Annotated in this window: 17 protein-coding genes, 1 tRNA gene and 1 riboswitch; of the genes, 9 read left to right on the top strand and 9 right to left on the bottom strand. The window is 68.8% G+C overall.

Going from position 1 to position 16,884, the window contains the following annotated elements; genetic code table 11:
* On the bottom strand, nucleotides 1-725 hold a 725-nt coding region (locus tag VGO10_RS17230), incomplete at its 3' end, for a magnesium transporter CorA family protein (RefSeq protein ID WP_327470629.1).
* A gap of 133 nt (nucleotides 726-858) precedes the next feature.
* A riboswitch (SAM riboswitch) is annotated at nucleotides 859-947 on the top strand.
* A gap of 62 nt (nucleotides 948-1,009) precedes the next feature.
* Between VGO10_RS17230 and thrC the strand changes: the two genes are divergently transcribed.
* Nucleotides 1,010-2,290 (top strand): threonine synthase, encoded by a 1,281-nt coding sequence (gene thrC, locus VGO10_RS17225; RefSeq protein WP_327470627.1) that lies wholly within the window; start codon nucleotides 1,010-1,012, stop codon nucleotides 2,288-2,290.
* Nucleotides 2,290-2,565: a ubiquitin-like small modifier protein 1 gene (locus tag VGO10_RS17220; RefSeq protein ID WP_327470625.1), complete on the top strand. Its 276-nt coding sequence runs from the start codon at nucleotides 2,290-2,292 to the stop codon at nucleotides 2,563-2,565. The genes thrC and VGO10_RS17220 overlap by 1 nt, the downstream gene beginning before the upstream one ends.
* Here VGO10_RS17220 and VGO10_RS17215 read toward each other — a convergent pair.
* Entirely contained in the window at nucleotides 2,562-3,236 is a 675-nt protein-coding gene (locus tag VGO10_RS17215; RefSeq protein ID WP_327470623.1) for an alpha/beta hydrolase, read from the bottom strand. The genes VGO10_RS17220 and VGO10_RS17215 overlap by 4 nt on opposite strands.
* Between VGO10_RS17215 and VGO10_RS17210 the strand changes: the two genes are divergently transcribed.
* Complete coding sequence (locus VGO10_RS17210; protein WP_327470621.1) at nucleotides 3,235-3,624, top strand: hypothetical protein; 390 nt, start codon at nucleotides 3,235-3,237, stop codon at nucleotides 3,622-3,624. The genes VGO10_RS17215 and VGO10_RS17210 overlap by 2 nt on opposite strands.
* On the opposite strand, the gene VGO10_RS17205 is transcribed toward VGO10_RS17210, so the two are convergent.
* From VGO10_RS17205 to VGO10_RS17195, 3 genes are all read right to left on the bottom strand, one after another.
* Entirely contained in the window at nucleotides 3,526-4,521 is a 996-nt protein-coding gene (locus VGO10_RS17205; RefSeq protein ID WP_349258959.1) for a sigma-70 family RNA polymerase sigma factor, read from the bottom strand. The genes VGO10_RS17210 and VGO10_RS17205 overlap by 99 nt on opposite strands.
* A gap of 28 nt (nucleotides 4,522-4,549) precedes the next feature.
* Complete coding sequence (locus VGO10_RS17200) at nucleotides 4,550-5,572, bottom strand: LLM class flavin-dependent oxidoreductase (RefSeq protein WP_327470617.1); 1,023 nt, start codon at nucleotides 5,570-5,572, stop codon at nucleotides 4,550-4,552.
* A gap of 153 nt (nucleotides 5,573-5,725) precedes the next feature.
* A complete protein-coding gene (locus VGO10_RS17195; protein WP_327470615.1) occupies nucleotides 5,726-6,925 on the bottom strand; it encodes a helix-turn-helix domain-containing protein in 1,200 nt (399 codons plus the stop codon).
* 109 nt (nucleotides 6,926-7,034) lie between these two features.
* Between VGO10_RS17195 and VGO10_RS17190 the strand changes: the two genes are divergently transcribed.
* The 5 genes from VGO10_RS17190 to VGO10_RS17170 all read left to right on the top strand — a co-directional run bounded on the left by VGO10_RS17190 (nucleotide 7,035) and on the right by VGO10_RS17170 (nucleotide 12,715).
* Nucleotides 7,035-7,385, top strand: coding sequence for a response regulator (locus VGO10_RS17190; RefSeq protein ID WP_327470613.1), 351 nt, complete (start codon nucleotides 7,035-7,037; stop codon nucleotides 7,383-7,385).
* Nucleotides 7,386-7,396: 11 nt separating this feature from the next.
* Nucleotides 7,397-9,805, top strand: coding sequence for a DNA ligase D (gene ligD / locus VGO10_RS17185; protein ID WP_327470611.1), 2,409 nt, complete (start codon nucleotides 7,397-7,399; stop codon nucleotides 9,803-9,805).
* A gap of 53 nt (nucleotides 9,806-9,858) precedes the next feature.
* Complete coding sequence (locus VGO10_RS17180) at nucleotides 9,859-10,170, top strand: hypothetical protein (RefSeq protein ID WP_327470609.1); 312 nt, start codon at nucleotides 9,859-9,861, stop codon at nucleotides 10,168-10,170.
* A gap of 501 nt (nucleotides 10,171-10,671) precedes the next feature.
* Nucleotides 10,672-11,967 (top strand): AAA family ATPase, encoded by a 1,296-nt coding sequence (locus VGO10_RS17175; protein WP_327470607.1) that lies wholly within the window; start codon nucleotides 10,672-10,674, stop codon nucleotides 11,965-11,967.
* 145 nt (nucleotides 11,968-12,112) lie between these two features.
* On the top strand, nucleotides 12,113-12,715 hold the full coding sequence (locus VGO10_RS17170; protein WP_327470605.1) for a hypothetical protein: 603 nt from the start codon (nucleotides 12,113-12,115) through the stop codon (nucleotides 12,713-12,715).
* A 102-nt stretch (nucleotides 12,716-12,817) separates the two neighbouring features.
* Here the strand turns inward: VGO10_RS17170 and VGO10_RS17165 are convergent, their stop codons facing one another.
* Nucleotides 12,818-13,033: a hypothetical protein gene (locus VGO10_RS17165; protein WP_327470603.1), complete on the bottom strand. Its 216-nt coding sequence runs from the start codon at nucleotides 13,031-13,033 to the stop codon at nucleotides 12,818-12,820.
* 120 nt (nucleotides 13,034-13,153) lie between these two features.
* On the opposite strand from VGO10_RS17165, the gene VGO10_RS17160 reads away from it, so the two are divergent.
* Nucleotides 13,154-13,226: transfer RNA gene (locus VGO10_RS17160), tRNA-Arg, on the top strand.
* 2 nt (nucleotides 13,227-13,228) lie between these two features.
* On the opposite strand, the gene VGO10_RS17155 is transcribed toward VGO10_RS17160, so the two are convergent.
* From VGO10_RS17155 to mscL, 3 genes are all read right to left on the bottom strand, one after another.
* Nucleotides 13,229-14,905 (bottom strand): polyprenol monophosphomannose synthase, encoded by a 1,677-nt coding sequence (locus VGO10_RS17155; protein WP_327470601.1) that lies wholly within the window; start codon nucleotides 14,903-14,905, stop codon nucleotides 13,229-13,231.
* A gap of 223 nt (nucleotides 14,906-15,128) precedes the next feature.
* Entirely contained in the window at nucleotides 15,129-15,569 is a 441-nt protein-coding gene (locus VGO10_RS17150; RefSeq protein ID WP_327470599.1) for a hypothetical protein, read from the bottom strand.
* Between the two features lie 859 nt (nucleotides 15,570-16,428).
* Nucleotides 16,429-16,857 (bottom strand): large conductance mechanosensitive channel protein MscL, encoded by a 429-nt coding sequence (mscL, locus tag VGO10_RS17145; RefSeq protein ID WP_327470597.1) that lies wholly within the window; start codon nucleotides 16,855-16,857, stop codon nucleotides 16,429-16,431.
* Nucleotides 16,858-16,884: the final 27 nt, after the last annotated feature.

The raw sequence follows: 16,884 nt of genomic DNA, 5'->3' as shown, positions 1-16,884 counted from the left end.
CGCTCCGACGCGTCGTTGATGTCGTCGAAGTAGATGTCGAGCTCGCCCGTCACGTAGCGCTTGGTGCGCTCCAGGTCCTTCAGCGCGACGCGCTGCGGCCGGACGATCTTGCGGAAGTTGATGATCTCCTGCTTGGCGTTGGAGAGGTCGCGCACGATCTCGCGGTTGGCCTCCTCCTCGAAGATCGCCTGTTCCAGGCGCTCCAGCTTCAACCCCATCTTGCGCAGCATCGGGAACGACGCGTCCACGCAGGCGTCGACCACCTTGTACAACAGGTAGCCCGCGCCCTTGGAGAACATGTCCTCGCGGATGTCCTCGTTGGTCCGGCAGCGGTCAAAGAGGTACTGCAGCGGCTGCAGCCCCTCGTTGGGGAGCGTGATGATGAAGTCGGGCCCGACGAAGATGTCGACCTCGGCGCCGTTGAGCCGGTTGACGCGCTTGTCGAAGACCGGGAAGTGCAGGACGACGAAGAGGTAGCCCTCGTACTCGTCGACCTTCGGGCGCTGGTTGCGCGAGAAGACGTCCTCGTAGTCCAGCGGGTGGAAGTCGAAGTGCTCCTCGAGCCACGCGCGGTCGATCTGGCGGGGGCGCTCGATGTTGATCCAGCGCAGTCCCTCGGCCTCGACGACCTCGACGTTCGGGGTGTCAGGCTCGGCGACGCGAGCGATGCCGTCCGTACGGGAGCGGGCAGCGCGACGCAGAGGCGGGCGGGGCAGCCTCGGCATTACGACTGAAGGGCTCGTCGACGGAAGGGATCACGACGCCAGGGAGTCTACCGTTCGCCCGCCGAAACCACGCTGCCGACATGTCGTTTTGCAGCATCAAGGTCGCTTGCTATCGTTCTCACGAACAGAGCTGTACACGTCCAGAGGGGTGGAGGGACTGGCCCGATGAAACCCCGGCAACCCCCGCTTAGGCGGGAAGGTGCCAATTCCTGGAGACGTGTGGCGTAGGAAGCCACTTCTTCGTCACACACCGAATTATCGGCGAAGAACAAGGAGTTTCCTCAATGGCTGTCACCAACCTCTCATGCCGTGAATGTGGGACCGAGTACGAACTCACGGCGCAGTACGTCTGCACCAAGTGCTTCGGCCCGCTCGAGGTCAAGTACGACCACAGCGCGCTCGCGGGCGACGTCGCCTCGCTGCGCCGCCGGATCACCTCCGGCCCGCAGAACATCTGGCGCTACGTCGACTTCCTGCCGCTCGTTGACGGCCAGCCTGGCCCGAGCGCGAAGATCCTCTCGCGCGTCGGCCTGCCCGCCGGCTGCACGCCGCTGGTGCGCGCCGACCGTCTCGCCGAGCGCCTGGGCCTCAAGGAGGTCTGGGTCAAGAACGACGCGCACAATCCCACGCACTCCTTCAAGGACCGCGTCGTCTCCGTCGCTGCCGCCCGCGCGCGGGAGCTCGGCTTCGACACGCTGGCCTGCGCGTCGACCGGCAACCTCGCCAACGCCGTGGCCGCCACGGCCGCCGCGCTGGGGATGCCGTCCTACGTCTTCATCCCGGCCGACCTCGAGGAGCAGAAGATCCTCGCGACCGGCGTCTACGGCACCAACCTGGTGAAGATCAACGGCAACTACGACGACGTCAACCGCCTCTGCACCGAGATCAGCGGCGAGCAGGAGGGCTGGGCGTTCGTCAACGTCAACATGCGCCCCTACTACGCCGAGGGCTCCAAGACCTTGGCCTACGAGATCGCCGAGCAGCTCGGCTTCTCGACGCCGGACCGCGTTGTCGCGCCGATCGCCTCGGGTTCGCTCTTCACCAAGCTCGCCAAGGGCTTTGACGAGTGGCGTGAGCTGGGCCTGATCGAGGGCGACACGCCGACGATGAACGGCGCCCAGGCCACGGGCTGCTCGCCGGTGGCCACGGCGTTCGCCGCGGGCACTGACGTTTGCCGCCCGGTCAAGCCGGACACGATCGCCAAGTCCTTGGCCATCGGCAACCCGGCCGACGGCCCGTATGCCATCGAGCTCGCCAACCGCACCAACGGCGGCGTCGATAGCGTCACCGACGAGGAGATCAAGGCGGGCATCCGCCTGCTGGCCGAGACGACGGGCATCTTCACCGAGACGGCAGGCGGCGTCACCACCGCGACGCTCGCCAAGCTCGCCGACCGTGGCGACATCGATCCGGAGGAGCGCGTTGTACTCGTCATCACCGGCGACGGCCTCAAGACGCTCGACGCGGTGCGCGACACCTTCGAGGCGCATACGATCGACCCGAAGTTCTCGGAGTTCGAGAACGTGGTTATGCGGTCCACCGTCCATCCCGCCGCTCACGCCTGATGGGCGTCACGGTCAAGCTGCCAACGCAGCTGCGCGCTGCGGCCGGCGGTGCGTCGAAGGTCCCGCTCGAGGGCGAGACCGTCGGCGCCGTGCTCGAGGCGCTCTACACCGAGCACCCCGAGCTGCGCGACAGCCTGTCGGACGGCGACGGTGGCCTGCGCCGCTTCGTCAACGTCTACGTCGACGGCGAGGACGTGCGTTTTGGCGACGGTCTCGCCACGCCGGTCAAGGACGGCGGAGAAGTGCAGATCCTCCCCGCAGTAGCGGGCGGCTAGCGCAGCCAGTCGGCCACAGCCTCCGGCGCCACGAGCGCCGCGAGGTGGCCGGTGGCAACGGTCTCCACGTGGTCCAGCCCCAAGCGTTCGCGTGCCAGGCGCTGGACCAGGTCCAGCGGGAAGAGGCGATCGCGGCTGCCGGCCAGCACCGTGGTCGGGACCTCGGGCCACGCGTCCAGCGGCCAACGCTCCTCGAAGAGCCGGTCCTCCTGCGCGGGCGCGGGTCGTGACAGCAGCGCTGTGCGGACGTCGGTAGACAGATCGTGCAGGAAGGTCGTCTCCAGCTCGAACGGCGCGTCCGGGTCGCGGCCCTCGCGCTCGGCGGCGGCTCGCGCTGAGGCCGCCTGACCGGCGGCCTCCCACCAGGTGTTGCCCGTGTCGCCCGGCGCCGGGATCATCGGGCACAGCAGCGCGATCCGGGCCACGTCGACCCGTGAGCACAGCAGCGGCGCCGTGAACGCGCCCATCGACTGAGCGACGACCACGACGCCGGTGCGGTCGCCGATCGCTGCGGCGACCGCGTCGGCGTAGGCATCCCAGCCCGCGTCGGGATCGTCGACCGGCAGCTCCGGCGCGAGCGCCTCGTGGCCGCGCTGCGTCAGCAGCGGCACGAGCCGGCTCCAGTACCACTGGTCAGAGCCGGCGCCGGGGATCAGCGCGAACGTCGTCATGGTCGCTCAGACGTCGCCGACCCGACGAACTCATCGGCTGCCGATGAGTTCGGACCTCCGCGGGCGTCTCAACAGGGCAATGCGCGACGCGCGTGACAGAGCGACGACCCTCGTGGTCGTCGATGAGCAGGGTGCCGAGACGCTCGTCGCCCATCTCGACGCGAGCTGTCCCGACATGGTGCTCGTCGATCTGCTTGCCCGCATGCACCTCGCCACACGCCGCGGTGGCATGGGCCTGCGGATCCGCGACGCCTCGCCCGGCCTGATCGAGCTGATCGAGCTGTGCGGCCTAACCTGCGTGCTCGCGCTCGAGGCGCGGCGGGAGCCCGAACTCGGCGAAGAGCTCGGGGTAGATGAAGTGGTGGAGCCCGCTGATCCGTCCCTCTGAGGTCTCGACCACGACGATCGCCCACGGCGAGTAGCCCTCGTCGTCCTGGTTGTAGATCGCGATCGCCGGGCCGCCGTTGGCCGCGGTCGCCAGCACCCGCGAGCCCTCGCACTTGGCACCTGTGCCGGTCATGAACGCGACGATGTCGTCGGTGCCCTTGACCCAGAGCGGGAAGGGCGGCATCGAGAACTCGGCGTCCTCGCGCAGCAGCGCGACGAGCGCGGTCATGTCATAGCGCTCGAACGCGTCGACATAGCGGACCAGAAGATCCTGCTGCTCGTCGTCGACGGCAGCGGGGCCGTCGGTCGCGTCGAGGTCGAGCTCTGACAGCGTCGCGCGAGCGCGCTGCAGCGCGCTGTTGACCGACGCGACCGACGTCTCGAGCAGCTCGGCGACCTCGGTGGCCTGCCAGCGCAGCACCTCGCGCAGGATCAGCACCGCACGCTGGCGTGCCGGAAGATGCTGGAGCGCCGCCACGAAGGCGAGCCGCAGCGTCTCGCGGCCCGCGGCGATCTCGGCCGGATCGCCCTCGGCCGGCGCGACACGCGCGTCGGCGATCGGCTGCACCCACGCGCCCTCGGTCAGCGGCGCCCCGAGTGCGGCGTCCGCCGCCGACGCCGGACCAAGATCCATCGGCTGCGCGCGCCGCTGGGGCCCCTGGAGCATGTCGAAACAGACGTTGCTCGCGATCCGATAGAGCCACGATTTCAACGCGGCGCGCTCCTGAAGCCGATCGGCCGCCTTCCACGCGCGCACCATCGTCTCCTGGACCGCATCCTCGGCCTCCGAGCCGGAGCCGAGCATCCGGTAGCAATAGCCCGTCAACGCACGCCGGTGCGTCTCCAACTCGCGCTCGATCTGGGTACCTGCGTCAGAACCGGTCAGCACGTCAGACATCGTAGGCGCGATCGCTCGCGCCGTCGACTCAGACAGCAGGATCCGAGAAAAGCCCGCGCGCGGCGATCGCCGGGAGGACGTCGTCACGGAATCGGCGGAGTTGGGCGACGTCGGTCTCGAAGATGAGCAGGAGGTAGGCCGCGCCGGCTTCGTGGAGCGCAGCGAGACCTTCGGCGATCTGGTCGGGTGTGCCGTAGAGCGCGTGGGCATCGGCTGCGCCAGGATGCTGATAGGCGAGCACATGGGAGCCGGTCGTGGGGCGCTCGGGGTCGCGGGCCACGCCGAGAATGCGTTGGGTGCCGGCAGCGAGCCGACGTCGCGCGGCGACGGTTTCGGCTTCGGTGTCGGCGACATGGACGTGGCGGGCCACGGCGACGTTCATGGGGTCAAACGGGCGGGCGGTCAGCTGGTCGCGGTAGGTGGCGATGCGTTCGGCGATCTGGACGGGCGGGGCGTACTGGTCGAGCATCAGGTTGTATCCGGCCGCTGCCGCTCGTGCGACCGACGCGTCGCTTCCCGCCGCCATCCACAGTGGCGGGTGGGGTGACTGCGCGGGTTTGGGTTCGACCACGATGTCGTTGAAGGACCAATGCGTGCCGGCATGCGAGAACCGGGAGGCGCTCGTCCAGGCGCGGGTCATCACCTCGACGGCTTCGTCGAACCGGCGCTGACCGTCCTCGGGGGCGATGCCGAACCCGGCGAACTCGGCGTGCCGGTAGCCCTTGCCGATGCCGAGATCCAGCCGACCGCCGGACACGAGGTCTACGGTCGCGGCCTGCTCGGCCAGCAGGACGGGGTTGTGCCACGGAAGGGCGAGCACGCCGGAGCCCAGGCGCAGCGTGCTGGTGCGCATGGCCAGACAGGCCAACATCGTCAGCGTGGCCGAGACCTGATCCCAGCCCGTGAAGTGATGCTCGACCAGGAAGCTCGAGTAGAAGCCGAGGCGTTCTGCTTGTTCGTTGAACTCGAGCCAGTCGCGCAGACCCTGACCGGGGAGCGCCGACTCTGCGTCGCTGGTCGCCTGGGCGGAACACAGCAGACCGAACCGCATCACCGCGCTTCTCCGAGTTGCGGCGCGGGAGTCACCGTCGCACTTATATCGCGCATCGAGCTCGGAACCGGTCCGCTCGCGCGAGGTCAGCCGTGGGGACGAACTCGCCGAGTCGCGCGTGAGATGGGAGGTCTGCGCGCCTGCTGCGCCCGCTTACCGCTCGCCGACGCGCAGCGCCAGCGCGAGCTCGAAGCGCTCGTCCGGATCATCGAGCGCGTCGCCGAACAAACCGCGCAGCGCCTTAAGCCGGTAGCGGACGGTCTGCACGTGCAGACCAAGGCGGTCGGCCATCGCCTGCGGGCGGCCGGGGTCCGCGAGCCAGGCGGCGAGGGTGGCGGTCAGGCGCTCGCGCGCGGCGGGCTCGAGCGTCGCCAGCGGCGCGAGGCGACGGCCGGCGACCTCGTGGGCGAGATCCGGCGCGGCGCCGAGCAGCAGCGCGATCTCGTGGTCGTCGCAGCGCACGACCTCCAGCCCGTCGCGGTCGCCCAATGCACCGGCAGTGACGTGGTCCAAGAGCGCGACGGCGCGGGCGGCGCTGCGCGCGGCGGCGGCGGCCGGCACGGACGGGCCGATCGCCATCGGCGTTTCGAGCATCAGCGCCGTCGCGGCACGCGCCAGCCAGCGCTCGGTCTCCTCGCCGTCGGCGACCACCAGCGCGAGGCGGCCATCGCCGACGGTGGCGGTTAGCACGCGGTCCGGCGGCGGACCGGCCGGCACGGCCAGCGGGTCGGCGGGCAGCGCGGCGACCGCGACGCGCACCTGGGCCGGAAGTCGCCAGCCCGCCGCAGCGGCGGCCGCGTCGAGCACGTCCTCGGCGACCGGCGGGTCGCTGAGCAGCAGCGAGACCAGGCGCTCGCGCAGCGCGCGACCGCGCCGGCGCGCCTCGGCCTCTTGTGCGGCATAGCCGCCGGCGGCGGCGACCGACAGCTCGTCCACCAGCTCGAGCACCGCGCTGCCGAAGGCGAAGATCTCGGCGGCCGGCAGCGACGTCGCTTGCGGCAGCAGCGCGGTCGACCGCTCCCACATGGCCAGCCCGCCGAGCCGGTAGAACGACAACAGCTCGGTCAGCGTCCGGCCTGCCGCCTGCTGCGCGCGGCCGTGGGCGACGAAGAGCGCGTCATCAGCCACACGGCGCTCCCCGGCCAGCCGCGCGAGGAAGCAGTCGACCGCCGCGCGGGCACCGAGGCGCAGGTTGCGCAGCGTCGCGGCATCCGGTGCGCCGTCAGGTCCGGCGCCGGCGGCAAAGCGCTCCAGCACCGCGTCGGCCAGCGCGTCGACATGGGCGCTGAGGAGGTCGCGCAGGTCGACGGCCCCGACACGGAGCGGCTCGCCGGGCTGATGCGCGATGGTCATTGGAGGAAAGCTACAACGACGGCCTTTGCGCTACAGCCGACCGCGCAAAACACGAAACGGTGGATTTCCCGAAGGAGACGCCCGAGCCGCGGAGTAGTCTGCGCAACGCATGGTCCGTGTCCTGCACTGTGATGACTCATCGGCCTTCCGGGCACTGATCCGCGCGGAGCTGGAGGACGATGCCGACATCGAGATCGTCGGCGAGGCACCCGACGTGGACGCTGCCCTCCAGGTCGCCGGCGAGACGCGGCCCGACATCGTCCTGCTCGATCTTCTCGATGTCGATCGCGATGCGGTCGGCGAGCTGCAGCAGGTCGTCCCCGACATCCGCGTGGTCGTTCTCAGCGGCCATCCGCGCGCCTACGGTGAAGGCCGTCGCGGCGGTGCCGTCGCCTACGTCGAGAAGGACGCGCCGATCTCCGAGCTTCGCGAGACCGTGCTGCGCATCGCCGGCGGGTAGCCCCTTCGGCGATGGCTCAGCGCCTGGACGAGTACGCCGCCAAGCGCGACTTCTCCGCGACGCCCGAGCCGGCGGGCGGCGAGGACAGCAGCGCGGACGACGGCCTGCCGCGCTTCGTCATCCAGGAGCACAGCGCGACGCGCCTGCACTGGGACCTGCGCCTCGAGCACGACGGCGCTCTGGCCTCCTGGGCACTGCCCAACGGCCTGCCGTGGGCGGCTAAGGACAACCGCGTCGCCGCCCACACCGAGGACCATCCGCTCGAGTACCTGGAGTTCCACGGCGAGATCCCGAAGGGCTCCTACGGCGCCGGGACGATGACGATCTGGGACCGCGGCACCTACGAGCTGCTCAAGTGGGAAGAGGGCAAGAAGGTCGAGGTCGAGCTCCACGGCGAGCGCGTGACCGGCCGCTACGCGCTCTTCCCGATGGGCTCGGATGCCAAGGACTGGATGATCCACCGCATGGGCGAGCCGGCCGTCGACGGCTGGGTCCTCGGCCAGGAGGCGATGCCCGACCAGCTCGTGCCGATGATGGCCAAGGCCGGCGCGCTCCCGCCGGCACGCGAGGATGCGGAGTGGGCGTACGAGATCAAGTGGGACGGCGTGCGCGCCATCGTCTTCAGCCAGCCTGGCCGGATGCGTTTCGTGACCCGCAACGGCAACGACGTCACGCAGCGCTATCCGGAGCTGGGACGGATGAACCGGGCGCTGAGCATGCATCGGACGATCCTCGATGGCGAGGTGGTGGCCTTTGACGCGGACGGCAAACCGTCGTTCGCTGCTTTGCAAGGCCGCATGCATCTGACGCGCGACGCGCAGGTGCGGCGGCTGGCCAAGGAGGCGCCGGTCAACTACATGGCCTTCGACCTGCTGTGGCTGGACGGCCGTTCGCTGATGGATCTTCCGTATGCGGAGCGCCGCGCCGCGCTGCGTGCGTTGCTGGCTGACGGCGAGCGCTGGCAGGTCCCCGACCATGTCGTCGGCGGCGGCGCGCAGGTGCTGGCCGCCAGCCGCGAGCAGGGGCTGGAGGGGATCGTCGCCAAGCGGCTGGACTGCCCGTATGAGCCCGGCCGGCGCAGCGGCGCGTGGCGCAAGATCAAGAACACCAACCGCCAGGAGCTGGTGATCGGCGGCTGGCTGCCGGGGGAGGGCAAGCGTCAGGACCGCATCGGGGCGCTCCTGGTAGGTGTGCGTGAGGACGACGACGCGCCGTTTCGCTTCGCCGGTCGCGTCGGCACGGGCTTCACGGACGCCGAGCTCGACCGTCTCGGGGAGTTGTTGGGGCCCTTGGTCCGCGACACGTCGCCGTTCGACGAGGTTCCACGCGCCGTGAAGATCCCGCGCGAGGCGGTCTGGGTCGAGCCCGAGCTGGTCTGCGAGGTCGAGTTCATCGCGTGGACGCAGGAGGGCGTGCTGCGCGCGCCGTCCTACAAGGGGCTGCGTGACGACAAGCCCGCCGCGCTGGTCGTCCGCGAGCCGGTCGCACCGCCCAAGGGGGCTCGCGGCGCCACGGCCGTGCGCGCCGAGGTCGAAGGCCGCGAGCTGCGGCTCACCAACCTGGAGAAGGCGCTGTGGCCCTCGGGCCACACGAAGAACGACCTGATCCGCTACTACGTCGAGCTGGCGCCGGTCCTGCTCCCGCATCTCCGCGACCGCCCGCTGACGCTCAAGCGTTACCCGCACGGCTCCGAGGGCCAGTTCTTCTATGAGAAGCAGGCGCCGGCGCACCGGCCCGACTGGGTCGCGACCATGCCGGTCAAGCTCGAGCGCGGCAAGACCATCGACTACGTGGTGGCCGGCGACACGCCGACGCTCGCCTGGCTCGGCAACCTCGCCGACCTCGAGCTGCACACGCCGATGCACCGGGCAGACGACGACGGCAAGCTCTTGGCGCCGACGATGGTCGCCTTCGACCTCGACCCCGGCGAACCGGCGGGGTTGCTGGAGTGCTGCCAGGTGGCGACCGTCCTGCAGGGCATGTTCCAGCACTTGGGCCTGCGCGCGGTCGTCAAGACGTCGGGAGGCAAGGGCATGCAGGTCTACGTCCCGCTCAACACACCGGGCGTGACCTACGAGCAGACCAAGGGCTTTGCCAAGGCGGTGGCCGAGCTGCTGGAGGCCGAGGCGGGCGACCTCGTCGTGGCGCGCCAGACCAAGGCGCTGCGCAAGGGCAAGGTCCTGGTCGACTGGAGCCAGAACGACATCAACAAGACCACCGTGTCGGTCTACTCGCCGCGGGCCCGCGAGCGGCCGGTGGTCTCGACGCCGCTGGGCTGGGACGAGGTCGCCGCGGCGGTGGAGGCGGGGAGTGCCGAGGAGCTCGTCTTCGACCTCGACGCGGTGCTGGCGCGCGTGCGCGACCAGGGCGATCTGTTCGCCGACGCGCTGGCGGTGGTGCAGGAGCTGCCTGCTGGCTGAGGCGCGTGTTGGGAGGAACATGATGGTCTTGCGCGGTATGCGAACATGTGTTCGTGTCAGATGAAGGTTCCGCCTACGCCCGTTTCCAGCGCGCCCTGCGCTCCGGCAACCTCACGATCATCCGCGCCGCAGCCACCGAGCTGCCGACCGTCCGGCTCGACGACGCGCTCGAGGTCTGCGTCCTCCTCCGCGACCGCGAGCCAGAGCGCTACGAGCGCGCCGCCGTCCGCTGGATCGGCCGCTTCTGCGTCGAGCGTCCCGACGCGACCCTCGACGACGTCGAGCAGGCACGCGCCGCCTTCACCATGATGCGCCGCGATCCGTCACGGGCGCTGGGGATGCTGCAGATGCTGTGTCGGACGTGACACGCTGTCGGCGTGGAGCCGCAGCGCCGCACATCGAAGACGGACCCGGTTCTCGATCGTCTCGAACGCGAGGGTCGCCTCCGACCCGCGACGGCGGATTTGCGCGACGTGCTCGCACGACGCGGACCGCTGACCGGCCCGATCACCGACGCCGGCACACGTGCGCTGCAGGAGCAGCGCGGAGAACGTGGCTGAAGCCACCGAGGGCGTTCTGTACGCCGACGCGTCGGCGCTGGTCAAACTCGTCGTCCGAGAGCGACGCAATGGAGACCGAAGCCTCCCGCGCTGGGCCCGGATCGTTGCCATCGAGTTGCCGCGTGTCCGCGCCGGTTCTCACGGACGCGCCGACGGGGTGGTTGTCAAGCATTCCTTGCCGCGCAAACAGCTAACCGGGTCTCGCCTTTCGCGCCGGAGATGGTTGATGTCCCAAGCTGGCGGTTCCGGAACGTCGAGGCCAGCGCGTAGGCTGCCGAAAGTGACGTACAGCCCAGTGGAGCCCTGATGTACATCAAGCGTGTGGAGCTATCGGACGTAAAGAGCTTCAAGAATGCACAGTTCGACTTCTGTCCGGAAGAGGGACAGTATGCGGGCTGGGCCGTTATTACGGGCGACAACGGCGCGGGTAAGACCGCATTGCTACGAGCCATTGCGCTTGCGCTACTCGGACCGGACCAATCGCGCGGGCTAGTGCAGGACTTCTCGGGTTGGGCTCAGACGGGGGAAGAGCGTGGAGCCGTCTCCGTTGAGGTCAAGCCGCATCACGAGTGGGATAGCACGCGTCGTGGTGGTGCTCCTCTTCGTGGCACCTTCTGGGCGGAGATCCAGATTTACAGCGAGGACAATGTGTGGCGCCTCGCGCCGGTGGACATCCGACGAAACAAGCGCGTCAGCGCCCAGAACGGGCCGTGGCAGCCGTCTACCAATGGCTGGTTCTCGCTGGGATACGGGCCGTTCCGGCGTCTGTACGGAAGTTCGCCCGATGCACAGCGACTGATGGTGCTGCCTGGTCGGGTGCCTCACTACGCGACCCTATTCAAGGAAGACGCGACGCTTGGTGAAGGCGAAGAGTGGATCAAGGATCTCCAGTACCAGCACCTCGAAGAGCAAAGCCGACGCGAGCAGGATGGGCGCGCCGGCCGTCAACTCGCTGGGCTCTTGATGCTTCTGAACGATCATTTTCTTCGTCAAGGGGCAGCCGTGGAGGAGGTGAATTCACAAGGCGTTTGGCTGCGAGATGCCGCGGGCCGACGCATCGCGTTGAGCGACATGAGCGAGGGTTACCGGGCCGCACTGGCGATGCTGATCGACATCTTCCGGCACATGTCGATGGTCTATGGCCCGGACATCGTCGCGAGTCAAGCTGACGGCAGCGTGTTCGTCGCTCGTCCAGGCGTTGTGCTGATCGACGAGGTGGACGCACATCTTCATCCTGATTGGCAGCGAGACATCGGGTTCTGGCTCAAGTCTCATTTCCCGAATGTTCAGTTCATCGTGACGACGCACAGTCCGCTGGTGTGTCCGGCGGCAGATTATGGACGGATCTATCACCTGCCCCAACCGGGTAAAGGTGAGGCGTTTCGCCTTTCGACCGAGGATTACAACGAGGTCGTCGCCGGTAAGCCCGACGAGATCCTGCTAACGCCCGCATTCGGTTTGCAGCAAACGCGTTCTCCCCGAGCGGTCCGAGCTAGGAATCGACACGCACTGCTTCAGGGGAAGCGTCTAACAGTGGGCCTTTCTGCTGATGAGACGCGCGAGCTAGAGCAACTGGCCCTCTTTGCTGCGTCCGGGACGTAACTGGCGCGTGCGGCGCTTGTACCGCCAGGAGTTGCCGCTGGCAACACGTGTTGCGCTTGCTCGTCGCGGCGACAGATGTTCAGATGTCCAGACGGCACGACAGGAGTGGAAGGCGTTCCGGCCGCTCGCCGAAGCTCGTCCGCTCGTGGACGAACTTCGCCGGATGGCAGGTGTTCGCGATCGCTGTTTCTACTGCAGTGACTCTCGGGGGACAGATGTCGATCACTACGCGCCGATCGACTCCGAATATGCGAGCACATTTGTGTGGCGGAACCATCTGTGGGCGTGCACCGACTGCAACCGGCGAAAGTCGACGCGCTTCCCGGTCGACCCTGATCTCGGGCCGCTCGTGATCGATCCCACACGGACCGACGCGTGGGCTCACTTGGCATTGGCCGATACGGGTGTGATTGCTCCGAAGGTCCACCCCGGGGACGTCGTCGATGTGCGTGGACTTGCCACACTTGATGTGCTCAACAGGATCAACCACGAAGCAGTCGTCGAAGGTCGTTATCGAATGATCCGGCGGCTGCGGCGTGCCGCGAGTGATGTGCTTGCGTCGGGCAATACCATGCCAGCAAGACGACGCATGATCGAGGAAGTACGCGAAGACGATTTCGGTGTGTTCTGGTGGTTTGTGCGTTGGGAAGGACGCCAGATTCAGCCATTCTCTGAACTGTGGATCAAAGATCCAGCACTTTGGCGACGCTTGACCCGTCTAACCGTCGCGCAGCAACACGGACGATGAACTGCCGTCTCAGGTCTGCGGTCCAGAGTCGAACGCGGCCGATCCAAGGTCACTCGCGGGTCTGGGTCGAGCGCTAGGCCAGGCAGGTGAAGCGGCTGACGCTCAGCCGTCGGTGGCGGCCAGCGTCTTGGCGCTCGCCTCGGCGGCCGTGCGTGCGGCGGCGCGGGATGCGGCGGCGGCTTGGCCGAGGATGCGGCGCTCGTGGGGTGCGGCCTGTGGAATCAGGGATGCGGTGGCCTCGCTGAGGGCGAGGTGAGCCTGGGACAGGCGCTCGAGCTCGGAGGCGAGGCGGGTGAGCGGGTCGTTGGCGGCATCCATGCCGTGTGCACGATGGCACCGCAGCCGCCGGTCCTCAAGGGCTTTGGACCTCAACATGATGGGCTTCTCGGCGTCCAGGTCCAGGTGGTGTTGACCGGGACCGCTACGATGCCCGTACCCGCGCGAGTAGCTCAGTGGATAGAGCGCCTCCCTCCGGAGGAGGAAGTCGGGGGTTCGAATCCCTCCTCGCGCGCTTCACGCACCGATCGCGTGGCCCCGGCGTCGCAGCTGGAGGCAGACGCCGATCCCTTCGAGGGAGATCGCCAGCGACATCTTCGACTCGCCGGCGACGCGCTCCTGGAAGGTGAAGGGGATCTCCTCGATGCGCTTGCCGAGCAGATGCGCGACCTGGGTCGTCTCGATCTGGAAGGCGTAGCCGGCGGCGAGCATCCCGTCGAGGCCGAGATCCTCCAGGCAGCTCGCGCGCCAGAGCTTGAAGCCGCCGCTGAGGTCGTCGTAGGGCAGGCCGAGCAGCAGGCGGCTCATCGTGCAGCCGACGCGGCTGAGCGCGCGGCGCGAACGGCTCCAGTTGGCGGTGCCGCCGCCGGGCAGGTAGCGGTTGCCGATGACGAGGTCGGCCTCGCGGCCGTCGAGCACGGCCAGCATCTCGGCGATCTTCTCCGGCGGGTGCGAGAGGTCGCAGTCCATCTGGCCGATCGCGCGGTAGCCGCGGGCCAGGCACCAGGAGAAGCCGGCGCGGTAGGCGACGCCGAGCCCGTCCTTGCCCTCGCGGTGCAGGACGTGCATCCACGGGCGATGGGCGGCCAGCTCGTCGGCGAGCGCGCCGGTGCCGTCCGGTGAGGCGTCGTCGACGATCAGCAGCTCGACGCCGGTGGCGGCGAAGCGCTCGACGAAGAGGGGAAGGGATTCGGCCTCCTGGTAGGTCGGGACGACGACGATGACGCCGGAGCGGTCGGTCGGTGGGAGGAAAGCGGGCGCGGGTGCGTCTACTGCTGCGGCGCGAGACGGAAGGGCCGCGAGCGCCTCGGCGATCACATAGGCCATCACTTCTCCGGCGAAGCCCACGACGCGCAGCGCGACCGCCAGGCCGGTCGCCGCGCCGGCACCGAGCACTGGTGCGAGGCCGATAGCCAGCGCGGCGTCGCGGACGCCGAGGCCGCCAGGCGCGATCGGGACAAGCACGCCGGCCAGCCACGACAGCGCGGCAGCGCCGAGCAGGACACCGGTGCTCGTGTCGGACAGTCCGAGCGTGCCAGCAAGCAGCGCGAGGCCGCCGGCGGTCGCCGCCCATCCGGCGGCATGCACGGCGACGAGCGCCGCGACCTCACGGCCGCGCAGCGGTGCGGCTGCGGCGATGCCACGTGCCTGCAGGCGCCGCTGGACCCACCCGCCAAGCCACGCCGGACGCAGCGCGACGAGCGTCAACACCGCGACTGATGCGGCTGCGAGGGCGATCGCGGGAGGCTGGAGCCCCGCGACCGCGAAGCCGATCGGCGCGGCGAGCGCGCCGCCGGCCACAGCGGCCAGCTGCTCGTAGGCCGTGGCGGTGAGGACCTGCGGCGTGGTCGCCTCCAGACGCTCTCGCGCACCGACGCGATGGGCGAAGCCGACAGCGCCACTGGGCTCGTAACGCAGCAGCCACGAACGTGCCCAGATCCTGAGCGCCGGCCGCCAGCGCGCGCCCGCCCCGACGCGACGCAGCGCGACGACGAACGTCCCCGCCTGGACGAGGCCCGGAACCGCCAGCAGCAGCGCGGCGGCGGCAAGCGCCAGTGGATTGACCGACCAGTCGAAAGCCACGAGATCGCCCCGCCGCGCGTAGAGCGCGAACGCCAGCGTGGCGACCATGCCGACAGCGAGCAGGGTACGAGCGTGACGCCGAGCGACGGCGATCGCGGGGGAGAAGGTCATGACAGGTGGTACACCGCGAGCGGCGGATGGTCACGTTCGTGTTGCTCGCCGTATGCACGCCGCGATGCCGGAGGTCGCTGACAGCATCGGGACCAGCTGGAGATGGCAGGGGAGAAGCAGGCGACGGTACGCGACTCCGCGGGGGAGGTCAGACGGCCGTAGGCCGATGGCCCGCCGATGGCTCGGGTCGCAGCGGTGGTGCCACGACCCGAGCGGTTGTCGGTTAGTTCTTGGTGGCCTTGGTGTAGGTGGCGAAGAGGCGGTCCAAGGCTTGGGCGGCGAGGCGGTCGGTGGTGATCTCGGTGAGGAGGTCGGGATCGATCGGCTTGTCGACAGGTAGGCCGTCGAGACGGTCGTTGTTGCAGAGCGCCAGGTCGTAGCGGCGGTGGCGCAACTGCTCGACGAGGTCGTCGGTCAACGGGACCTCGAACGTCTCGACGTCGGGGTCCACGTTGTCGGGATCCCAGCCGACGGCGGTGATGAGCGCGGTCGCTGCGCAGAAGCGCATGGCGAGCACGTACTGGGCCTCGGGGCCGTAGAGGAGGAAGTCCTCAAAGAGCTCGTGGCCGAGATCCATCATCTTCTTGGTCTCACGCCGGAGGACATCGGCGGTCTCGCGATCGACGACGATCGTCCGGGCGTGGATACGCTGCGGGGTACTCATGGGAGCGACTACTCCTTTGGGTCATGCCCCCGGCCGTCTCACCGGCGCGGGGGTGCTGTATTTGATTGAAGGAATAAGCCTAGCTGACGGGGCGGACGGTATTGGTCAGCTGCGCAGAATTGGTGCAAAGTTGCACCGGTGCTGCTGCGCGACCACATCAACAACTCCGGGTGTGGACGTCCGGGCGCTCAGCGCAATCGGGGACGGGGCGTGCAGCGTGGTCTGTCGGCACCGAGGGGAGTGAGCGGGATCGGTGCCTCGCGGCGTTGGCTCGTCATCCGCTCTGGCCTCGGGGAGGGTGGGCCTGTTGGCGGACGTTCTGCGTCGCTGTACGGGCCCACGTCGAGTCCGCGACGTCGTGCAGGAGTCGTGGGCCTATCTGGCACGATCTGCTCGCGTTCAACAGGCCCACCCCGCGCTCGGAGCTCGGGGTGGGCGCCCTCGATCCTTGGGCGGGAAATCCGGGTCGATTTGGGCTCCAAGATGGAGCCGGAAACGCCCCCGACCGATGCGGGGCGTCTGGTGGTGAACTATTGACCACGAAACGCCCTGGACCTCGAGGCCCCAGACCCAACGAGGTCACGCGCCGCCACAACGTGACCAAAGGCGTCACAGGCCCGCGACGACTCGCACAGTTCCGACACAAACCGCGCGGCGGCTCGGTAGCGGCGCGAGTGCGTTGAACCGAGAGGTGATCCGTGATGTCGGCATCCGGGCGGCGCCCCGTTCGGTGCCCACACAAATGCGCGCCGAACCACAGTGCATACTTTCACTCAACGCCGCAGACCCCATGAGCGCGGTGGCGACGTCACGGAGCGCCGACCAGCCAACCCCGCCCGTATGACGTCCCGAAGTAGACCTAGGCGGAGGCAACAGGAGGCGGCGCCGACCCGACTTCCTCCGTGCAATACGCACACCGCCGCGCCGCATACGGAATCTGGCTCAGACACGCCGGGCACTCGCGCGTCTCCTCATCCACCGGCTCCGACGTCTGCATCCGCTCCATCAGCGCATTCACCGGCTTGACCACGAAGAAGAACACCACCGCCGCGATGATCACGAAGGTCAGGATCGCGTTGAGGAAGTCGCCGTACGCAAAGCGGCTCTTGTTGATCGTGAAGTCCAACCCACTGAAGTCCGGCTGACCACCGATCGCAGCGATCAACGGCGTGATGATGTCCTTGACCAGCGCCGCGACGACCGCGCCGAAGGCCGCGCCGATGACCACGGCGATCGCCAGGTCGACGAGGTTCCCGCGCAGCAGGAACTGTCGAAAATCCTTGAGCATGGGTCGACCCTACCCCCGGCGGTAGCC

It is taken from the genome of Baekduia sp. (genome assembly GCF_035996765.1).
Lineage (GTDB): Bacteria > Actinomycetota > Thermoleophilia > Solirubrobacterales > Solirubrobacteraceae > Baekduia.
Note: the sequence above shows the minus strand (reverse complement) of the source record. Positions and strands in the feature narration are given on the sequence as shown.